The following is an 18,865-nucleotide window of genomic DNA, read 5'->3' on the forward strand; positions in this document are numbered from 1 at the left end:
TAAGTTCATCGCAGACGATCGTGGAGGAGGCAGTCATGGCCACTCGTGACACCGGCGGGCAGTCGCAGTCGGGCAAGTCCCGGCAGGGCGAGGAGATCGAGGACGTCACCACCGAGGCGAACCCGGAGGTCGCCGAGCGGCACGCCGAGATCACCGAGGACGTCGACGACCTGCTCGACGAGATCGACTCCGTCCTCGAAGAGAACGCCGAAGAATTTGTGAGGGGGTACGTCCAGAAAGGGGGAGAATAGGGCCTATGTCCGATTTGCTCTCTGGGTCGGGCAAGGACTGCCCCCAGTGCGGCCGATCGTTGCCCGCCGACGCCTTCCATCGAAACCGGCGGCGGCCTGACGGTCTGGCCTTCTACTGCAAGACCTGCGCGGCGGCGCGCTCCGAGGCGAGCCGCCGCAAGCGGGGCGTGGCTCCGCAGAAGAAGTCCGCTGGGCCCGTGGCCAACGGTCTCAAGTGGTGCCCTGACTGCGAACAGATCAAGGCGGTCGAGGACTTCCCCCGCACCACGAACGCCAGCGGGCGACACTCCTACTGCAAGCCGTGCCACAGCGCACGCGGCAAGGAGAGCGCGCAGCGGCTCTACGGCGGCAGCCGCGAGTACCACCTACGCCGCCGCTACGGCGTCGGGCAGAAGGAGTTCGACGAGCTCCTGGCCGAGCAGGGCGGGGTCTGTGCCATCTGCGCGGGTGAAGATCCCCAACATCTGGACCACGATCATCGCACCGGGTGGGTGCGCGGGATACTCTGCTTCAACTGCAACGGTGGTCTTGGCCAGTTCCGTGACAGTCCCACGAGGCTGGCCAGGGCGATCACGTACCTGAGAGGAACCACGTGGCAGCGGGTTTTGATCCATCCGGGCGTCTACCAGATGTGTTCACCAACGCGGGGACGTCCTCCTTCACGGCCTTCCTGAGCAAGGTGGCTCCCGAGATGCTGCCCGGTCGACGGCCGCTGCCGCCGGGCATGGCCGCCGACCTGGCGCCGCACGCGACCACCATCGTGGCGATCTCCGCCGCCGGGGGTGTCGTGATGGCCGGCGACCGGCGGGCCACCATGGGCAACCTGATCGCCCAGCGCGACATCGAGAAGGTGCACCCGGCCGACGCGTACTCGCTGGTCGGCATCGCCGGCACGGCCGGCATCGGCATCGAGCTGATGCGACTGTTCCAGGTGGAGCTGGAGCACTACGAGAAGATCGAGGGCGCGATGCTCTCGCTCGACGGCAAGGCCAACCGCCTCGCCTCGATGATCCGGGGCAACCTCGGCGCGGCGATGCAGGGCCTCGCGGTGATCCCGCTGTTCGCCGGCTTCGACCTGGCGGCGAGCGACCCGGCGGGAGCCGGGCGCATCTTCAGCTTCGACGTCACCGGCGGCCCGTACGAGGAGACCGGCTACGACGCGATCGGCTCCGGCTCGATCTTCGCCCGCTCGGCGCTGAAGAAGCGGTTCCGGGCCGGGCTCTCCATCGACGACGCGATGCGGCTCGCGGTGGAGGCGCTCTACGACGCGGCCGACGACGACACGGCGACCGGCGGCCCGGACCTGACCCGGCGGATCTACCCGGTCGTGATGACCGCGACCGCGGAGGGCACCCACCGGCTGACCGACGCCGAGACGGCGGCGATCGCCGAAAGCGTGGTCGCCGGCCGGATGGAGAACCCGGGCGGCTGAGCCCCCACCCGACAGCAGTCCCCAGCACAGCGCCCTAAGGAGAACCGCCGCCGTGGCCATGCAGTTCTACGCCTCGCCCGAGCAGATCATGCGCGACCGCTCCGAGCTGGCCCGCAAGGGCATCGCCCGGGGCCGCAGCGCGGTCGTCCTCAGCTACTCCGGCGGGGTGCTCTTCGTCGCCGAGAACCTGTCCAGTGCGCTGCACAAGGTCAGCGAGATCTACGACCGGATCGGCTTCGCCGCGGTCGGCAAGTACAACGAGTTCGAGAACCTGCGCCGCGCGGGCGTGCGGATGGCCGATCTGAACGGTCTGAGCTACGACCGGCGTGACGTGACCGGCCGCGCCCTGGCGAACGCGTTCGCGCAGACCCTGGGGGCGATCTTCACCGAGCAGTCGAAGCCGTTCGAGGTGGAGATCTGCGTGGCGCAGGTCGGTTCCACCCATGAGGACGACGAGCTGTACCGGCTCACCTATGACGGCTCGGTCAACGACGAGCCGGGCCGGATGGCGATGGGCGGTCAGGCCGAGGCGATCACCGGCGTGCTGAAGTCGAACCACCGGCCGGACATGTCGCTCCAGGACGCGGTGAAGGTCGCCGTGCAGGCGCTGAGCACCGTCGGGGGTGAGGGTGGTGCGGCGCGCACCATCGCCGCCAACCAGCTGGAGGTGGCCATCCTGGACCGCCGCCGGGTGGGTCGGACGTTCCGGCGGATCACCGGCGCGGCGCTGACCGCGCTGCTGGACGGGGAGAAGGCGGCCGAGGCTCCGGCGTCCGAGCGTCCGGACACCCCGACGCAGCCGACCGAGGAGTCCCACAAGCCGACGACGTCGGCGGGCTCGGCCGACCTGGAGGGCCAGCAGCCCGAGGCGTGACGCGCCGCGCGGGCGTCCGGGCCGGTCCCGGGCGTCCGCGCCGTGCGCTCCGGCCGGTCAGCGGTGCCGGTGTCGGAGCGGTCCACGTGGGACCCGTGTGGGATGGACGTGGTGAGCGCTGCCCGTCGGGGGCCTCGGGCGGCTAATGTCTCACCATGGAGCGGCGAATCTTCGGCATCGAGACCGAGTACGGCGTCACCTGCACCTACCGGGGGCAGCGGCGGTTGTCCCCCGACGAGGTCGCCCGGTACCTCTTCCGCCGCGTGGTGTCCTGGGGCCGGTCGAGCAACGTGTTCCTGCGTAACGGCGCCCGTCTCTACCTGGACGTGGGTTCCCACCCGGAGTACGCGACGCCCGAGTGCGACTCGGTGGTGGACCTGGTCGCGCACGACCGGGCCGGCGAGCGGATCCTGGAGGGGCTGCTGGTCGACGCGGAGAAGCGGCTGCACGACGAGGGCATCGCGGGTGAGATCTACCTGTTCAAGAACAACACCGACTCGGCGGGCAACTCGTACGGCTGCCACGAGAACTACCTGGTGTCGCGGCACGGGGAGTTCGGCCGGCTGGCGGACGTGCTGATCCCGTTCCTGGTGACCCGGCAGCTGATCTGCGGCGCGGGCAAGGTGCTGCAGACCCCACGCGGTGCGGTCTACTGCCTGTCGCAGCGGGCGGAGCACATCTGGGAGGGCGTGTCGTCGGCGACGACGCGCAGCCGTCCGATCATCAACACCCGGGACGAGCCGCACGCGGACGCCGAGCGGTACCGGCGGCTGCACGTCATCGTCGGCGACTCGAACATGAACGAGGTCACCACGCTGCTGAAGGTCGGCACGGCCGACATCGTGCTGCGGATGATCGAGGCCGGTGTGGTGATGCGCGACCTGACGCTGGAGAACCCGATCCGGGCGATCCGCGAGGTGTCGCACGACATCACCGGCCGGCGCAAGGTGCGCCTGGCCTCCGGTAAGGAGGTCAGCGCGCTGGACATCCAGCAGGAGTACCTGGCCAAGGCGACGGAGTTCGTGGAGCGGCGCGGCGGCGACCAGACCGCGAAGCGGGTCGTGGAGCTGTGGGGCCGGGTGCTGCGGGCGGTGGAGACGGGGGACCTGGAGCCGGTGTCCCGGGAGATCGACTGGGTGACGAAGCTGCGCCTGATCGAGCGGTACCAGCGCAAGCACGACCTGCCTCTGTCGCACCCCCGGGTGGCGCAGATGGACCTGGCGTACCACGACCTGCGGCGCGGCCGGGGCCTGTACGGGCTGCTGGAGCGGCGCGGCGAGGTGGACCGGGTGGCCACCGACCCGGAGATCTTCGAGGCGAAGGAGACGCCGCCGCAGACCACCCGGGCGCGGCTGCGGGGCGAGTTCATCCGGCACGCGCAGGAGAAGCGGCGCGACTTCACCGTCGACTGGGTGCACCTGAAGTTGAACGACCAGGCGCAGCGCACGGTGCTGTGCAAGGACCCGTTCCGGGCGTACGACGAGCGGGTCGAGCGGCTGATCGCCAGCATGTGACGTCTCGGCGTGGCCGGGGTGGTGGTGGCCGCCCCGGCCGCTGCCGGAGCCGGGTAGGCTGTCGGCGCCATGATGCCTACCGAACCCTCCGGCCCCGGCTCCGAGAAACAGAACTGGGCCGAGCGCCGCCGCCAGAAGATCCGTGACGAGATCGACCGGAACCGGCGCGGCGAGTACACCGTCCCGACGTGGGTCCTGGCCCTGGCGCTCGCGCTGATCATCGGCGCCTGGGTAGCACTGGTCCTCTTCGCGTAACCCCGCCCCACCGGGGGGTCGTTCGGAACAACGTCGGGGACGATGTCGCCTCGCCGAGGGGTGAGGCGCCTCTTCCCCGACGTTGTGCGCACCTGGGGTCAGTGGATGAGGAGGTGTGCGGCGTGCCGGCCGGCCGCGGCGGCGGCGAGGAAGTAGGCGTGGTCGGCGTCCAGTCCCCGGCCCATCGTCGACAGGCCGACGGGGCTGGCCCGCAGCGCCGCGTCCAGGCCGTCGGTGGGCACCCGCACGAGCGCGTGCCGCGCGGCGAGGGGTGCCAGCGCCGCGTCGACCGCGCCGGCCAGCGCCGGGTCCAGGCCGTCGGGCACGACCAGGTCCGCGCCGACCAGGGCGACCCGGCCGTACGCGGTGAGGCTGTGGTGGGAGACGCCGAGGTGCCGGGGACGGGGGTCGGCGTCGGAGATCCGCAGTGATCCGACCGGGCGTCCGCCCAGCGTGCCGATGGCGTTCACGGCCTCGCCGACGGCGACGCCGGAGAAGCCCCACCGCGTCCCGGTGCCGAGGTTACCGGGGCCCTGGGCGACGATCGCGACGTCGGCGTGGAGCACGTGCCGGGCGGCGAGCAGCCCGGTGTGCAGGGTGGCGGCCTCGAGGTCCCCGCCGAACGCCTGCCCGACGGTGACCGTGCCGACGAGGTGCCCGCGCAGCCCGGCGAGGGTGCGGGAGAACCAGGCGGGCAGGGCGCCGCCATCGGTGAGCAGGTACGCGACCCGGGCGTCGGGCGCGTCGGCGTGGATCCCGGCGAGGATCGCGGGTAGCGCGGAGTGCAGGTCGGCGGTGACCACGGGCAGGCCGGCGAGGTCGTCGGCGGTGGCGAGGACGTCGTGGTGCGGTGACGCCTCCTCGTCGACGCCGAGCAGGATGGGTTGCAGTGGGGTGTAGCGGGCCTTGACGAGGTGGCCCGCCTCGCGGGTGTCGAGCGCCTGCGCCGGGTCCGGCGGCAGCCGGTCGGGCAGGGCCACGACCAGGGCGTACCCGCCGGTGCCGAGGCCCATCAGCAGCGCGCCGGCGTTGAGCAGCACCCGGTCGCCGGGTTCCGGACGGCCGACCAGGGCCGGGTAGGCGAGGGCCCGCATGGGTGTGCCGTCGGACAGGTCGACGTCGAGTTCCACCGCGCCGGTCCACTCCCGCCGCAGCGCCCTGACCGTGCCCGTCCGCCATCGCACCATGCCGGGCACGCTAGCGGGTGCCGGTGGTCGCCCTCCGGAGCGGGTCCGCGGCCCCCGGAGTGGTCCGCAGGCCCGGCGGGCCGGGCGGCGGGGGGCGGGACTGCGCCGACGCGACGTGGCCCACGCCGTGCCCGCGTGGGTACCCGGTTCCGGCGCGTCGGCTGCTAGCGTCTACCGCGTGTCGCGGACCCGCACCGAACGCCTGGTCAACCTGGTGATCTGCCTGCTGTCCACGCGACGGTTCCTGACCGCCGCGCAGATCGCCGCGACCGTTCCCGGCTACGAGCACGATCCGGACGACGCGCGGGACCACGAGGCGTTCCAGCGCAAGTTCGAGCGCGACAAGGCGGAGTTGCGGGAGTTGGGCGTCCCGCTGGAGACCGGCACGGCGAGCGCCTTCGACGCCGAGCCCGGCTACCGCATCGCCCACCGGGAGTACGCGCTGCCGGACATCCCCCTCGAACCGGACGAGGCCGCAGCGGTGGGCATCGCCGCGCGGCTGTGGCAGCACGCCGGACTGGCGGCGGCGGCCTCCTCGGGGCTGGCGAAGTTGCGCGCGGCCGGCGTCGACGTGGATCCGCAGGCCACCCTCGGCCTGGAGCCGATGGTCACGGTCGACCCGGCGTTCGCGCCGCTGACCGCCGCCGCACGGGACCGCCGCGAGGTGACCTTCGACTACCGCGTCCCGGACCGGGACGAACCCACCCGCCGGCGGGTGCAGCCGTGGGGCGTGGTCTGCTGGCGTGGCCGGTGGTACGTGGTCGGCCACGACCTGGACCGGGCCGCCACCCGCTGCTTCCGCCTGTCCCGCGTCGTCGGCGCGGTCCGGGCGACCGGCGCGACGGGCGCGTACTCCCCGCCCGCCGGGGTGGACCTGATCAGCCACGTGGCCCGCTGGTCCGGCCCGGTGGAGCGCACCGGCCGGGCCACCGTGCTGGCCGCGCCGGGCCGGGCCGCCGGCCTGCGCCGGTGGGCGGTCGACGTGACCGCCGGCCCGGACGGCGACCGGCTGGTCCTGCCGTTCGCCGATCCCGAGTCCCTGGCCGGGCACCTCGTCGGGTACGGGCCGGACGTGCGCGTGCTCGACCCGCCGGAGGTCCGCGAGGCGGTCATCCAACGGCTCAAGGAGATCGCCACGCGGCAGGACGACCTGGCGGTCACCGGGGGTGCCCGGTGACCCGGCCGGCCGCCCGCAGCGGCTCCCGCGCCTCTGCCGACCGGCTCGCCCGGCTGCTGAACCTGGTTCCGTACCTGCTGGCCCGGCCGGGCATCGAGATCGCCGAGGCCGCCGCCGACCAGGGGGTCACCGAGCGGCAGTTGCGGGAGGACCTGGAGCTGCTGTGGGTGTGCGGGCTGCCCGGGTACGGCCCGGGTGACCTGATCGACATGGCGTTCGACGGTGACCGGGTGACCATCACCTACGACGCCGGCATCGACCGGCCGCTGCGGCTGACCCCGGACGAGGCGCTGGCGCTGGTGGTCGCGCTGCGGATGCTGGCCGAGACGCCCGGGGTGGCCAACCGGGAGGCCGTCGAGCGGGCCCTCGCGAAGATCGAGAACGCGGCCGGTGACCTGGTCGGCGCTCCCGTCGAGGTGCGGTTGCCGGCGGACACCCGTCGGGTGGCGGAGCTGCGCGCCGCCGTGGAGAGCGGCCGGGCGCTGCGGATCACCTACTACACGGCGGCCCGGGACGAGTCGACCGAGCGGGTGGTCGACCCGCTGCGGATGCTCATGGTGGGCGGCCGGGCCTACGTGGAGGCGTGGTGCCGGCGCGCCGAGGGCATGCGGCTGTTCCGCGCGGACCGGATCGACGCCGTCACGCCGCTGGACGAGCCGGCCGTGGTGCCCCCGCAGGCCCGCCCGCACGATCTGACCGCAGGCGTGTTCCGGCCGTCGCCGGACCTGCCGCTGATCACGCTGCGGATCGGCCGGGGCGAGCGGTGGATCACCGAGTACTACCCCTGTGAGAGCGTCGAGGCCGACGGGGACCGGTGGCTGGTCTCGCTGCGGGTCACCGACCTGGGCTGGGCCCGCCGCTTCGTGCTGGGTCTGGGCCCGGACGTCACGGTGGTCGCCCCGGCGGAACTCGCCGACCAGGTCCGCGCCGCGGCGGTCGCGGCCCTCGACGCGTACGCCACACCCGCGCCGCCGGTCCAGGTCGGCCCCGCCGCCGCGTCCGACCCGGCGCCGGCCGCGGGCACGCAGTAGGCTGGCCGCCGTGGTGACGTGGATCGTGGTGGCGCTGGTGCTGGTTCCGCTCGTCGTGTTCGGGCTGGCCGTCCGACCGGTGCTGGCGCGGCTGCCCCGGTTGCGCCGGGCGGCCCTGTCGCTGGAGGGGCGTGCCGCCGAGGCGGAGACGCTCCGTGCCGCCGCCGAGAACCTGCAGGAGCGTGCCGAGGCGCTGCAACGTCAGCTCGACACCGCCGGGCAGCGGGTGGCCCTGATCAAGGCGAAGCGCGGAGACTGATCGACCGGCGTTGCGACACTGCGCGCTGCGGCCCCGTTGCGCGCAGGAACGCGCCGGCCGGGCGGTTGACGGGACATCGCCGGTTGGTCAAGACTTCACCGGCCGGGATCAACCACCACCGCCCGGCGGGTGGCAACAACCCACGACGGACGTACGATGGGCTGCGGTACCACCCCTCATCGACACAGAGCGACTGGAGCTTCCCATGGGTGCCCTCAAGCCGTGGCACATCGCCGTACTCGTGGTCGTGCTGATCCTGCTCTTCGGCGCGAAGCGGCTCCCCGACGCGGCCCGTTCGCTGGGCCGCTCGCTGCGGATCATCAAGGCCGAGACGAAGAGCCTGCACGACGACGACCGGGACCTCGCCGAGAAGGCCGACGCGCAGTCCGGCTACCAGCCGCTGCCGCCGCACGCCGGTCAGCAGGCCCCGTACGGCCAGCAGGCGCCCTACCAGGCCCCGCCGCAGCAGCCGGTCGTCGACCCGGTGCAGCGCGTCCGCGACAACTGACCGAGAGGCCCGAGCATCGTGGCCTTCGCTCTGCGTAAGCGCGCTCCGAGTACCTTCGAACGGGCCGCCGACGGCTCGATGACCCTGATCGAGCACGTCCGGGAACTGCGCAACCGGCTGTTCAAGGCGTCGTTGGCGATCCTGGTCGGCTTCGGCTTCGGCATCTGGCTCGCGTCTCCGGTGCTCGGCATCCTCAAGAAGCCGTACTGCGATCTGCCGCAGGCGCAGCTGTCCAACGGGGCGTGCAACTTCGTCCAGCTCGGCCCGGCCGACCTGTTCCTGCTCAACCTGAAGATCGGTCTGTGGGTCGGTCTGATCATCGCGGCGCCGGTCTGGCTCTACCAGCTCTGGGCGTTCATCGCGCCCGGCCTGCACCGGCACGAGCGGCGGTACGCGTACGTCTTCACCGGCCTGGCGGCGCCGCTGTTCGCTGCGGGTGCGGTGCTGGCGTACTTCGTGACCGCGAAGGGCCTGGAGTTCCTGCTTCAGGTCACCGACGCGAACATCAGCACGACGCTGGACATCACCCGTTACGTCTCGTTCGTCACGAACCTGATCCTGCTCTTCGGGGTGGCGTTCGAGTTCCCGCTGCTGGTGCTCATGCTCAACTTCGTCGGCATCGCCAGCGCGAAGCGGCTGCTGAGCTGGTGGCGGGTCGCGGTGTTCGTGTTCTTCGCGTTCTCCGCCGTGGTCACGCCCACGCCGGACCCGTTCGGCATGACGGCGCTGGCGATCTGCCTCTGCGCGCTCTACTTCGCCGCGGTCGGGGTCGCGTTCCTCAACGACCGCCGCAAGGGGCGCGGCAAGGAGATCTACGAGGGTGTCGCCGACGACGAGGTGTCGCCGCTGGAGTTCGACGCCCAGCCGGTCGAGGCCGGTGCGCGGGTCGACGCGACCGCGCCGATCCCCGTGCCGGAGCCGGTCGCCGCGCCGGCCCCGATCGACCGCCGCTACGACGACATGACCTGACCGGAGCGGGGCTCCGGCAGACGGTCCGACGACGAGGAGGCCGCCCCGACAGGGGCGGCCTCCTCGTCTCTTCCCACCCGTCGTGCCGCATTCCCGTCACGTCCGCCAGCACCGCCGCGGAAGTGCGTGGGCTGCCACGCCGCCATGTTCACCCGCCGAGCGGACTGACGGTTCCGGCCGGAACCCCGGCGGCGGCAACCTGGCCGGAGCGCCGCATAGCGTACGGCGCGCCCGACGTCAGCCCCCGCGTCGACAATCCGTCAGGGGACGCCTCCGCGCTGCATCCGGGTGATCGGCTCATTACGATGTGTCGACGATACGACGAGGGAGGTCGCTTCCCAGTGCGTCGTCCGACGTGCAGCCGTCCACCCGACGCCCCGGTCGAGGCAACCGCCCGGCCCCGGCGAGGCATCGCCGTGGCCCGGTACGCCGTGCTGCTGGGAGCCGCCGTGGGGGCAGGCTTCCTGGCCGCTTCGCTCTCCGCCGGCCCGGTGGAGGCGGCGGACCGGGCCGGGGCGCCCGGTGCAGTGTCGAGCGGTGTGGTGGACGCGCTCGATCCGCTGGCGTCCGGACCGGCGCGTCCGGCCCGGACCGGGGACGGGCCGAGCAGGCCCGACGCGCGGGCGGAAGCGTCCGTGATTCCCACCGGGAAACCAGCCGGGTCCGGCCCCGCCGTCGTCGACGAGGTGGCGGTGCGGGTCGGTGGTCTCGTCCGCGACGTGGCCCGGCCGGTCGCGGCACCCGGCCCCGAGGATCGGCACCGGAGCCGCGGGCAGCCGGCGGTGCAGTCCGTGGCTCCCGGGGCGGCGGAGAGCGTCACACGACCGGACCGTGGGACGCCCGGGCACCGCGCCGCTCCGGTGCGTCTGCCCGACCGGCCGACGCCGTTCCGCGCGCCCGCCGTCCGGCCGTCGGCTCTCCCGGGCCTGTCCGACGTGGACGGTGCCGTGGCACCGGTCGTCGGTACCGTCGCGGCGTCGTCGTCGGCCGTGGCACCGATCGCCCACACCGCCCTGACCACCGTCGACGTCGTCCTGACGCCGGTCACCGGACTGGTGCGGGGCGTGCTCCCCGTGATCCCGATCTGTCCCGGCGGCATGGCGCCGCCGAACCACCACCCGGGCGTACCGCCGCCGGCCCCGCACCCGGCCGTGCCGCCGCCGGCCGCGTCGGCGTCTGCCGTGCCACCGCACGGCCCCGGCCCGGCACGTACTGCCGCAGGTCCGGCCGGGCCGTCCCGGACGGCGGCCGGCTCACCGACGAGCGGCGGCACGTGGACCGGGGGCACGGCGGACCCGGATCCCGGGCGACGGCCACCGCCGGCCGGCGTGCAGGACGGCGGCTCGGCGCCGGCGGCGCCGGGCATCCCGTCCATCCCGGCAGACGACTGTGCCGCCCCTCGCGACGGTGGCACCGCATTGGCGTACCGCCCGGTCTCGGCGCAGGGCTGGTCGGACGCGGTCGGCGGCGGTCCGGTACCGCCGTGGGCCGGGCCGGGCGGCCGGACTCCCGAGGTGGGTACGCGACCTGGCTGAGTCCGACCCGGCCCGTCCGCGGTCGTTCGGCCCCGCCGGCCGTACCGCCCGACGCACGGGCCGCCGGGTGCCCCGACCGTCGAGAGGTCGACGTGTCGCGGGCCGGACCCCGTCCGTGAGAGCCGGCGGTCCGCCCGGTCCCGTCGAGGGGACCGGATCGCCGGCCGCGTGCCCAGGATCGGAGCTACGCGTTGATCCGCGTCGTCGTTGCCGAGGAGATGTGTCTGCTGCGCAGCGCGCTGTGCGCCGCGCTGTCCAACGAGGAGGACATGGAGGTCGCCGCCGAGGTGACCGCAGTGGGTGAGGTGTCGGCCGCGGTGCGGCGGCACCGGCCGGACGTGGTGCTGGTCGATCTGGCCGTGGACGCGCCGCATCCCGTGGAGGTGGTCGCCGACATCGTCGCGGCGGCACCCGGTACGGGCGTGCTGGCGCTGGGCAGCCAGTGGAGCCAGAGCATGGTCGCGGAACTGCTGGCCGCCGGGGCCGGGGGCCTGGTCGGCACGGACGCGTCGTTGGCGGCGCTGGTCGCCGCCGTCCGCGACGTCGCGGCAGGGGAGAGGGTGATCGACGCGACGGCCGCCGTGACGGCGTTGAGCCCGGCGTCGAGTCCGTTGACGCGCCGGGAGGCGGAGGTGCTCCGGGTGGCCGCTGAAGGGCTGCCGGTCAAGGAGATCGCCCGCCGGCTCTACCTGGCCCACGGGACGGTACGCAACCACCTGTCGGCGAGCATGCGCAAGACCGGTGCCCGCAACCGGATGGAGGCGGTGTGGCGGGCCCGGAGGGAGGGCTGGATCTAGGAGACTCGGGTGGGTCTGTCACCGAGCAGGACCGGACGGTACGTGTTTGAATGCTGACGTCCCGTGATCTGTTCGTCGATGTCTGGGAAGGCCTACGGTGATCCGTGCCCTGCTCGCTCTCGACGGCGCCCTGGTCCGTGGTGCTCTGTCCCTCGTGCTCGCCGCCGAGGACGACATCACCGTGGTGGCGGAACTGGACCGCCGGGACGCCCTGGCACCGGCGGTACGGGCAGGGCGTCCCGACGTGGCGGTCGTCGACCTCGAACTCGTCGCCGGGGCCGACGCGGCGGCGCACTGCCCCCTGCTGGTGCTCGCCGACCGCCGCCGGGCACGGCACCTGCACCGGATCCTGCGGCCGGGCCGGACCGTCGGCATCCTCGGCCGGGACGTCGCCCCGCAGCGGGTGGTGGACGGGATCCGACGGCTGGCCCGCCGGGAGTCCCTGGTCGACGCGGAGGTGGTGCTGGCGGCACTGTCCCGGGACAGTCCGTTGACCTCGCGGGAGGTGGAGATTCTCGACCTGACCGCGTCCGGGGCGCCGGTGGTGGAGGTCGCCGGGGTGCTCGGGCTCGCCCCGGGCACCGTGCGGAACCATCTCGGACGGATCGCCCGCAAGGCGGGCGCGCGGACCCGGGTCGAGGCGGTGCGGGTCGCGCGCGAGGCCGGCTGGATCTGAGGGCGCCGCCCGCGTTCAGGGCCCGCCGAGGGGCATGCCGGACGGCACCGCCACGTGCTCCCAGAGCCCGACGAGTTCCCGGTAGGTGGGGGACCGGGCCGGCAGCTCCTGGTGGGTGCCGAGAACCTGCCGGTCGCCCTCGAACACCAGTACCCGGTCGGCGCGGGTCGCCGAGCTGATCCGGTGCGCGACGACGACCAGGGTGCCGGGCCGACGGGCGAAGGCGTCCTCGACGGTCGCCTCCAGCACCGGGTCCAGGTGGCAGGTCGCCTCGTCGAGGATCACCAGCGGCGCCGGCGCGAGGTAGGCCCGTACGGCGGCGACGAGCTGCCGCTCACCGGCGGAGAGGGCGGCCGGGTCGATCTCGGCCGCGAGACCACCGAGGCGGGCCACCAGGGGGCGGGCCCCCAGGGCGTCCACCGCGGACTCCAGGGCGGCCTCGTCCGCGTCCGGACGCAGGTAGCGGAGGTTGTCGGCGAGGGAACCGGTCCGCACGTACGCCTCCTGCGGCACCAGCACGCGGAGCCGGGCCAGTGCGGCCGGCGCGAGTACGGCGACCGGCGCCCCCGCCAGGTGGACGGTGCCGCGCTCGGGCTGCGCCAACCCGGCGATCAGGGCGGCCAGGGTGGACTTGCCGACGCCGCTCGGTCCGACGACCGCCAGATGCTCTCCGGCGGCGAGCGCCAGGGTGAGGTCCGCCAGCACGGGTCGGGCGTGCGGGCCGTACCGGAAGGTCACACCGGACAGCCGGACGGCAGGGGCGGCACCGCCCCGCGCGGCGCGGGCGCCGGGCCGGGGCACGGAACGGGCATCGACGGGCGGTCCGGCGTCGTCCTCGCGGGGCGGGCAGGCGCGCAGGATCCGGTCGAGCGTGACCGCGTAGCGCAGCCCGCCGCCGCCCACGCCCTGCACGACGGCGTGCAGCGCCGGTTGCAGACCGGTCGTGACGTACACCAGCGCGCCGAGTACCGTGCCGGTGCTCAGCCCGTTCCGGACCAGCCACGGCGCGGCGAGCAGCAACACCACCACCGGCAACCAGCCGCCCAGCCCCAGACTGAGGCTGCGCAGGGCCGCCATCCGGGCCAGCGTCCGCTCGGCGTGCGCCTGCGCGGTCACCCGCCGACCGATCTCCTCCACGACGCGGTCCTGCGCCCCGCAGGCCACCACGTCCCGGTGCCCGCCGAGGGCGGTCGCGGCGGACCGGCCGAGCTCCTCGCCGGCCCGTACCTGAGCGCGCTGGTGCGCCACCATCGCCGGCAGGCCCGCCGCGAACACGACGAGACCCACCACCAGTGGCGCGGCCACCGCGCCCGCCAGCAGGGGCGCCAGCGAGAGCAGGCCGAGCAGCGCGGAGCCGGCGGTGAAGAGGAAGCCACGGACCACCATCAGCAGGCCGCCGAAGGTGTCCCGGACCACCTCCACCTGATGGGTCAGGCGGGTGACGGCGGCGCTGTCCGCTCGGCCGCCGGCCCGGGTGACCTCGTGCAGCGCCGTGTGGACCACCCGGGTCGTCAACTCGTCGCGGAAGGGCTCCACCACCGCGCCGAGGCTCCGGTACACGTGCCCGGTGCCGACGGCGCCGACCAGCACGGCCGCGGCGAGCACACCCAGCCAGGCCAGTCCGGTGCCGAACCGGCCGGCCAGGAAACCCTGGTCGACCGCGCGGGCGACGAGCACGCCGCCCAGCAGCGCCGGAAGGGACTCGACGCCCGACCAGGCGGCGAGCCGGCCCAGTTGCCGACGGCGGGCGCGCAGCGCGTCCCAGGTCGTCCGGCGCACGCCCGGGCGGCTCACCCCGGCTCACCCCCGGCGGCGAAGACCGTCCGGTAGTCCGGATCGGCCCAGAGCCGGCGGTGCGGTGCCAGAGCGCGCAGACGCCCCCCGTCCAGCCAGGCGACCAGGTCGGCCGCGGCGGCCGTCGTTGTCCGGTGGGTCACCACCAGTCGGGTACGGCCGCTGGCCCGGTCCGTCAGCGCCCGGGCGATCCGGTGTTCGGTGGCCGTGTCCAGGCTGGACGTCGCGTCGTCGAGGACGAGCAGCCGCTCGGCGGGGAACGCGCGGGCCAGCCCGAGCCGTTGCGCCTCGCCCCCGGACAGCGGGGCGTCGACCAGCCGGGTGCGGAAGCCGTCGGGCAGGCGGGCGACGACGTCGGCCACCTGCGCCGCCCGGGCCGCCGCCAGCACCGCCGCCGTGGCGGGTGCGCCGTCGTCCGGCGGTCGTGCCACCGCCGCGGGGAGCCCGAGCCCGATCGCGTCGTGCACCGTCTCACCGACCAGCGCCGGCCGGTCGAAGGCGTGACCGACCGCCCGGCGCAGCGCGGCGCGGCTCAGCCCGCGCAGCGGAACCCCGTCCAGCAGCACCTCGCCGGTGTCCGGGTCGTACAGCCGCCCGGCGACGGCGGCGAGACTCGACTTGCCCGCGCCGGAGCGGCCGACGACGGCCACCGTGGCGCCGGCGGGAATGGTCAGGTCGACGTCGGCCAGGACGGGCCGCCCGTCGTCGGTGTGGACGCCGACCCCGCGCAGCCGCAGCTCCCCACCTCCGGACGGCAGCGTCCCGTCACCGTCGGGACGGGGCGGATGGGCCAGCGGCTCGGCTATCCGGCGGGCCGCCGCCCGGCTGCGGACCAGGCGGTTGAGGGTCGCCAGCACCGCGCCGAGGCCTGCGCCGAGGGCCGCGTACTGCACTGCGGCGACCAATTCCCCCGGGGTGATCCACCCGGTGGTCAGCGCGTACCCGCCGACGGCCACGACAGCGACCTGGAGCAGCGGCCCGACGGCGGCGGTGCGGCCGCTCGCCCTCGCCAGGAGCCGCCAGCCGCGGTGGCCGTGGGCGCGCAGTTCCGGCAGGGCCGCCAGCACCCGATCGCGTTCCCGGTCGGCGGTGGCGGCGGCGGCGATGGTGCGGGCGCCGCCGAGCGCCTCCAGCAGCCGGCCGGCGACGACTCCCAGCACCCGCTGGTAGTCGGCGATCGCCGCGGAGGCGTCGGTGACGAAGGCGCGCATGAGTACGGCGAGCAGGGCCAGCCCGGCGAGCAGCGTGACGCCGAGCAGCGGTTCGAGGAGGGTGAGCGCCACGACGCTGCCGACCGGGGGGAGCAGCGCGACGACGCCGAGCACCACGGCGGTGCCGGCCTGTCCGGCGTCGGCGGTCTGGCCGACGAGCCGGCCGACCAGGTCGCCTACCGGGTACCGGCGAACGGTGCGCACGTCGACGGCGAACAGGTGCCGCAGCAGGTGCCGCCGGAGTCGCGCCGTGGCGCGGGCCGCGCCGTACCCGCCGGCCAGGTCCCCGAGGATGTCGGTGAGGACGAGGACGGCGACCAGGCCGCAGGCCGTGGCGGTCCACCACACGGAACCGTCGCCGTCGACGGCCGCGTCGACGGCGAGCCCGATGGCCGCGGGCAACGCCAGTTCGGTGGCCGCGCCGGTGAGCGCGACCGCGACGAGCAGGACCGTCCAACCACCGCCGTCGCGGACCACCCGGCGCAGGAGCCGGTCGGGGCCGGTCAGCGTCAGCATCGGTCCTCCCAGGAAGACGTGCGGCCCTGGGCGGATACGTCTACCCGCCCAGGGCCTCGCGTGGTGACCTGATCAGTTGCAGGTCGTGACGGACAGCGAGCTGTCGCCGCAGAGCAGCAGGCTCGCCCGGCTACCGCCGCCGGTGCGGTCGGCGGGGGCCATCTCCAGGCCCTGAAGGTCGAGAAGCGCCATGTCGTGTCACCTCCTTCCGTGCTGGTCGGTCGGGTCGGTCACCCTCGCTGACGCGAGGGGGTCTGTGGCGCCCGTCAGGGGCGCGAGGAACGGCAGGGCCACCGGGGTGTCGTGCCGTGCGGCGACCAGCGCCAACAGCACTCCGGCGGCGCCGGTGCCGAGGTCCATGGACAGCCGCAGCAGCTGTTCACCCGGGAAGGCGGTGCCGTCGGCGTACGGCATCGCGTGCCACGCCAGCCGCTCGACCTGGGCGGTCAGCTCCCGCCGCCGGTCGGGGTCGTCGGGGTACGCCGCGAGGTACGCGATGATGCCGGCCCGCCCGGCGAAGAGGCCGGACTGGGCGTAGAACGGGGAGCGGGCGGCGCGGAACACACCGGCGCTCGCCTCGGCGAACCGATCGTCGGCGCGGTGCCGCAGGTACTGGTCCAGGACCAGCCCGATGCCGACGCTGCCCTGTCCGAGGTAGGGCATCGTGCGCCAGCCCTCGTTGACCTCGAGCGCGCCGTCGGGGCGGGTCACGCAGCGGCGCAGGTCCTGCCGCAGAGCGGTGGCAGCGTGGTCCAGCAGGGCCGGGTCGCCGGTGAGTTCGTGCAACCGCACCAGCAGCAGCGCCGGGCCGGTCCGGCCGCGCAGCAGCCCGGCGTACGGGTGCCGCCCGCCGCTGACGTCCGGTCCGGGATCTTCGGCGAGGTGGTCGACGACCCGCTCGGTGGCCCGCCAGGCCGCGTCGCGCAGCGCCGTCTCGTCGGTGCGCCCGGCCAGCTCGGCGAGGTTGAGCGCGATCCCGGACAGTCCGCTGGCCAGGCTGTGGTCCAGGCCGGTCCAGGGCTGCCGCAGGCAGATGTCGAGCACGTCGAGCGCGTCCTGCCGGCGGCCGAGCACCTCCAGGGCGTACGCGACGCCGTGCAGGCCGTCGTAGAAGCCGCACCGGGTGCCCGACGCCGGGTTGGTGGCCCGCCTGACCAGCCACTTTTCGTGTTCCGGCCAGCGGCCGGCGCCGCTGCGATGCAGGGCGTACAACACCCCGGCCGCGCCGTGGGCCAGGTTGAGCCCGCCGCTGCGGAACTGTTCGATGTCGCCGGGGAAGAGCCGGTCGTCGCGCCCGGGAGTGGCGCTGGCGAGGATCGCCCAGGCGATCTGGTCCCGTTGGACCGCGGGTTCCGCGTCCGGTTCGGTGACGGAAGCCGGGGGAGCGCCGGTGATCTCCTCGACGGCGGCGTCGAGGAACTCTCGCGGCACCGGGAAGTGCGCGGCGACGACGTCGGCCAGGTGCGCGGCCTTGGTCGGCGCCAGGCGGACCAGTTGGGTCAGGGGCAGGAACAGGGCCAGCCGCAGGCACGCCAGGGCGTACCGGTCGACGGCCGGGCCGGTGCGGTCCCGCGGCGCGGCGAAGCCCTGGTTGCGCAGGCCCGGCCGGCGGTGGCCGTCGATCGGGGCGGCCACCTCGAAGTCCACCAGGGCGATCCGGTCGTCCGGGCGGACCATGACGTTGAACAGGTGCAGGTCGCCGTAGACGAGGCCGCGCTCGTGGATCGCCCGGACGACCTCGTCGACCTGCCGGTGGACGTCCAGCGCCCACCGGGTGTAGGCGGCGCGGTCGGCGTCGGTGGCGTCGGCGTCGATCAGCGGGTACCGGTCGACCAGGACCTTGTTCAGCGGACGGCCGTCGATGAACTCCAACGCGAGGAACCGGTGCTCGCCGAGGGTGAACTCGTCGTGCACCCGGGGCACCTGCGGCAGGTCGGCGAGCCGGCGCAACGCCTCGGCCTCGCGGGTCAGCCGGGTGACCGCGTCGGCGCCGTCGGCGTCCAGGCCGGCGTGCGGCCGGGCCTCCTTCAGCACCACCTGCTCGTCGGTACGCAGGTCGCGGCCCACGTAGAGGCCGCCGCCGTTGGAGAAGTGGATGACCTTCTCGATCCGGTACGGCACCTCGTCGGTGCTGGTCGCGTTGCGAGCCGCCAGGTGCGGGCCGAGGAAGTCCGGCAGGGTGACCCAGGACGGCACGTGGAAGACCGGGTCGCGGCGGTCCGGCACGAGCGTGCCGGTGTCGTCCTCGATCGCCGGGACCACCTGCCCGTCGGGGGAGTGGCAGTACCGGGCGGCGAAACCGCCGTAGCGCACGTACACCGGGCCGGCGCCGAGGCGCAGGTCGCTGAGGATGTACGGACCGGGCTCGCCGCGCAGCAGCTCGTCGAGCTCCTTGCAGGTCACCTCCAGTTCCGCCTCGTCGCGCGGGTAGACGGTCAGGAACTTGCCGCTGGCCGCCCGCGCGCCGTACTTGGAGTTGCGTAGCAGCAGGGTGCGCGGACCGCGGAGGAACTTGAAGGACAGTCCACGGGGGACGCAGTAGTCCCAGACCGTCTCCAGCACGCGTTCGGCGTTGGCCAGGGTCGCCGACACGTGGATCTTCCAGCCCTGCTGCGGAAGGGTGCCGCCGTCGGGTGCGTAGATGAGCCAGTCGTCCAGCGGTTCGCTGCGCCAGCCCTCGGGAACGGGCCGGCGGGCCGCCGCGAAGGTGGGCTGCTCGACCGCGCTGCCGAGCGAGTCGTAGAACAGTCGGTCGGCGGCGCAGTAGCTGTCGTAGCGCTCGTCCACCGTGACCACCCCTTCCGCTGTTCGGCTGACCTCGCGGCCCTGCTGACGGATCTGAGTCTGTCCGTTCGGGGTATGGCGCTTCCAGTGCGTTC

At 74.2% G+C, this 18,865-nt stretch carries 19 protein-coding genes; 14 read left to right on the plus strand and 5 right to left on the minus strand.

What is annotated here, in order from left to right:
- Positions 1–35 precede the first annotated feature (35 nt).
- From ACIBR0_RS18630 to ACIBR0_RS18655, 6 genes are all read left to right on the plus strand, one after another.
- Positions 36–251, plus strand: a complete 216-nt coding sequence (locus tag ACIBR0_RS18630) for a ubiquitin-like protein Pup (protein WP_357036112.1) — start codon at positions 36–38, stop codon at positions 249–251.
- A 5-nt stretch (positions 252–256) separates the two neighbouring features.
- Positions 257–925: an endonuclease VII domain-containing protein gene (locus tag ACIBR0_RS18635; RefSeq protein ID WP_396717125.1), complete on the plus strand. Its 669-nt coding sequence runs from the start codon at positions 257–259 to the stop codon at positions 923–925.
- Positions 844–1,683: a proteasome subunit beta gene (gene prcB / locus ACIBR0_RS18640; protein WP_396717127.1), complete on the plus strand. Its 840-nt coding sequence runs from the start codon at positions 844–846 to the stop codon at positions 1,681–1,683. The genes ACIBR0_RS18635 and prcB overlap by 82 nt, the downstream gene beginning before the upstream one ends.
- Before the next feature lie 52 nt (positions 1,684–1,735).
- On the plus strand, positions 1,736–2,557 hold the full coding sequence (prcA, locus tag ACIBR0_RS18645; RefSeq protein ID WP_357036120.1) for a proteasome subunit alpha: 822 nt from the start codon (positions 1,736–1,738) through the stop codon (positions 2,555–2,557).
- Between the two features lie 155 nt (positions 2,558–2,712).
- Positions 2,713–4,071, plus strand: a complete 1,359-nt coding sequence (gene pafA / locus ACIBR0_RS18650; protein WP_357041874.1) for a Pup--protein ligase — start codon at positions 2,713–2,715, stop codon at positions 4,069–4,071.
- 69 nt (positions 4,072–4,140) lie between these two features.
- Positions 4,141–4,326: a hypothetical protein gene (locus ACIBR0_RS18655; protein WP_357041877.1), complete on the plus strand. Its 186-nt coding sequence runs from the start codon at positions 4,141–4,143 to the stop codon at positions 4,324–4,326.
- Positions 4,327–4,424: 98 nt separating this feature from the next.
- Here ACIBR0_RS18655 and ACIBR0_RS18660 read toward each other — a convergent pair whose 3' ends face one another.
- Positions 4,425–5,513, minus strand: coding sequence for a DUF3866 family protein (locus ACIBR0_RS18660; protein WP_396717131.1), 1,089 nt, complete (start codon positions 5,511–5,513; stop codon positions 4,425–4,427).
- Between the two features lie 178 nt (positions 5,514–5,691).
- Between ACIBR0_RS18660 and ACIBR0_RS18665 the strand changes: the two genes are divergently transcribed.
- The 8 genes from ACIBR0_RS18665 (at position 5,692) to ACIBR0_RS18700 (ending at position 12,465) form a co-directional block, all read left to right on the plus strand.
- Positions 5,692–6,690, plus strand: a complete 999-nt coding sequence (locus ACIBR0_RS18665) for a helix-turn-helix transcriptional regulator (RefSeq protein ID WP_396717133.1) — start codon at positions 5,692–5,694, stop codon at positions 6,688–6,690.
- Positions 6,687–7,721: a helix-turn-helix transcriptional regulator gene (locus tag ACIBR0_RS18670; RefSeq protein ID WP_396717135.1), complete on the plus strand. Its 1,035-nt coding sequence runs from the start codon at positions 6,687–6,689 to the stop codon at positions 7,719–7,721. Before ACIBR0_RS18665 ends, ACIBR0_RS18670 begins: the two co-directional genes overlap by 4 nt.
- Before the next feature lie 10 nt (positions 7,722–7,731).
- Entirely contained in the window at positions 7,732–7,980 is a 249-nt protein-coding gene (locus ACIBR0_RS18675; RefSeq protein ID WP_396717137.1) for a hypothetical protein, read from the plus strand.
- 205 nt (positions 7,981–8,185) lie between these two features.
- The gene (gene tatA, locus ACIBR0_RS18680) at positions 8,186–8,488 is read left to right on the plus strand and encodes a Sec-independent protein translocase subunit TatA (RefSeq protein ID WP_357039824.1); all 303 of its coding nucleotides are present in this window, start codon (positions 8,186–8,188) and stop codon (positions 8,486–8,488) included.
- An 18-nt stretch (positions 8,489–8,506) separates the two neighbouring features.
- Positions 8,507–9,457 carry a twin-arginine translocase subunit TatC gene (tatC, locus tag ACIBR0_RS18685; protein WP_396717139.1) on the plus strand — a complete coding sequence of 317 codons (951 nt, stop codon included), beginning with the start codon at positions 8,507–8,509 and terminating at the stop codon, positions 9,455–9,457.
- 416 nt (positions 9,458–9,873) lie between these two features.
- Complete coding sequence (locus ACIBR0_RS18690; RefSeq protein ID WP_396717141.1) at positions 9,874–10,992, plus strand: hypothetical protein; 1,119 nt, start codon at positions 9,874–9,876, stop codon at positions 10,990–10,992.
- 191 nt (positions 10,993–11,183) lie between these two features.
- The gene (locus ACIBR0_RS18695) at positions 11,184–11,789 is read left to right on the plus strand and encodes a response regulator transcription factor (RefSeq protein WP_396717143.1); all 606 of its coding nucleotides are present in this window, start codon (positions 11,184–11,186) and stop codon (positions 11,787–11,789) included.
- 97 nt (positions 11,790–11,886) lie between these two features.
- Positions 11,887–12,465 carry a response regulator transcription factor gene (locus ACIBR0_RS18700; RefSeq protein WP_396717144.1) on the plus strand — a complete coding sequence of 193 codons (579 nt, stop codon included), beginning with the start codon at positions 11,887–11,889 and terminating at the stop codon, positions 12,463–12,465.
- A gap of 15 nt (positions 12,466–12,480) precedes the next feature.
- Here ACIBR0_RS18700 and ACIBR0_RS18705 read toward each other — a convergent pair whose 3' ends face one another.
- The 4 genes from ACIBR0_RS18705 to lanKC all read right to left on the minus strand — a co-directional run bounded on the left by ACIBR0_RS18705 (position 12,481) and on the right by lanKC (position 18,773).
- Positions 12,481–14,259 carry an ATP-binding cassette domain-containing protein gene (locus ACIBR0_RS18705; protein WP_396717146.1) on the minus strand — a complete coding sequence of 593 codons (1,779 nt, stop codon included), beginning with the start codon at positions 14,257–14,259 and terminating at the stop codon, positions 12,481–12,483.
- Positions 14,256–15,986 carry an ATP-binding cassette domain-containing protein gene (locus ACIBR0_RS18710; protein ID WP_396717148.1) on the minus strand — a complete coding sequence of 577 codons (1,731 nt, stop codon included), beginning with the start codon at positions 15,984–15,986 and terminating at the stop codon, positions 14,256–14,258. Before ACIBR0_RS18710 ends, ACIBR0_RS18705 begins: the two co-directional genes overlap by 4 nt.
- A 72-nt stretch (positions 15,987–16,058) precedes the next feature.
- Entirely contained in the window at positions 16,059–16,178 is a 120-nt protein-coding gene (locus ACIBR0_RS18715) for a SapB/AmfS family lanthipeptide (protein ID WP_013734295.1), read from the minus strand.
- A 6-nt stretch (positions 16,179–16,184) separates the two neighbouring features.
- On the minus strand, positions 16,185–18,773 hold the full coding sequence (gene lanKC / locus ACIBR0_RS18720) for a class III lanthionine synthetase LanKC (protein ID WP_396717150.1): 2,589 nt from the start codon (positions 18,771–18,773) through the stop codon (positions 16,185–16,187).
- Positions 18,774–18,865: the final 92 nt, after the last annotated feature.

Source organism: Micromonospora sp. NPDC049497 (assembly GCF_044465805.1).
Taxonomy (GTDB): domain Bacteria; phylum Actinomycetota; class Actinomycetes; order Mycobacteriales; family Micromonosporaceae; genus Micromonospora.

What these genes read in the sequence shown, in the direction of transcription:
- ACIBR0_RS18655 (WP_357041877.1), top strand. Translation starts at nt 4,141, where the DNA reads ATGATGCCTACCGAACCCTCCGGCCCCGGCTCCGAGAAACAGAACTGG.
- ACIBR0_RS18635 (WP_396717125.1), top strand. Translation starts at nt 257, where the DNA reads ATGTCCGATTTGCTCTCTGGGTCGGGCAAGGACTGCCCCCAGTGCGGC.
- tatA (WP_357039824.1), top strand. Translation starts at nt 8,186, where the DNA reads ATGGGTGCCCTCAAGCCGTGGCACATCGCCGTACTCGTGGTCGTGCTG.
- ACIBR0_RS18630 (WP_357036112.1), top strand. Translation starts at nt 36, where the DNA reads ATGGCCACTCGTGACACCGGCGGGCAGTCGCAGTCGGGCAAGTCCCGG.
- ACIBR0_RS18660 (WP_396717131.1), bottom strand. Translation starts at nt 5,513, where the DNA reads ATGGTGCGATGGCGGACGGGCACGGTCAGGGCGCTGCGGCGGGAGTGG.
- ACIBR0_RS18715 (WP_013734295.1), bottom strand. Translation starts at nt 16,178, where the DNA reads ATGGCGCTTCTCGACCTTCAGGGCCTGGAGATGGCCCCCGCCGACCGC.
- pafA (WP_357041874.1), top strand. Translation starts at nt 2,713, where the DNA reads ATGGAGCGGCGAATCTTCGGCATCGAGACCGAGTACGGCGTCACCTGC.
- ACIBR0_RS18710 (WP_396717148.1), bottom strand. Translation starts at nt 15,986, where the DNA reads ATGCTGACGCTGACCGGCCCCGACCGGCTCCTGCGCCGGGTGGTCCGC.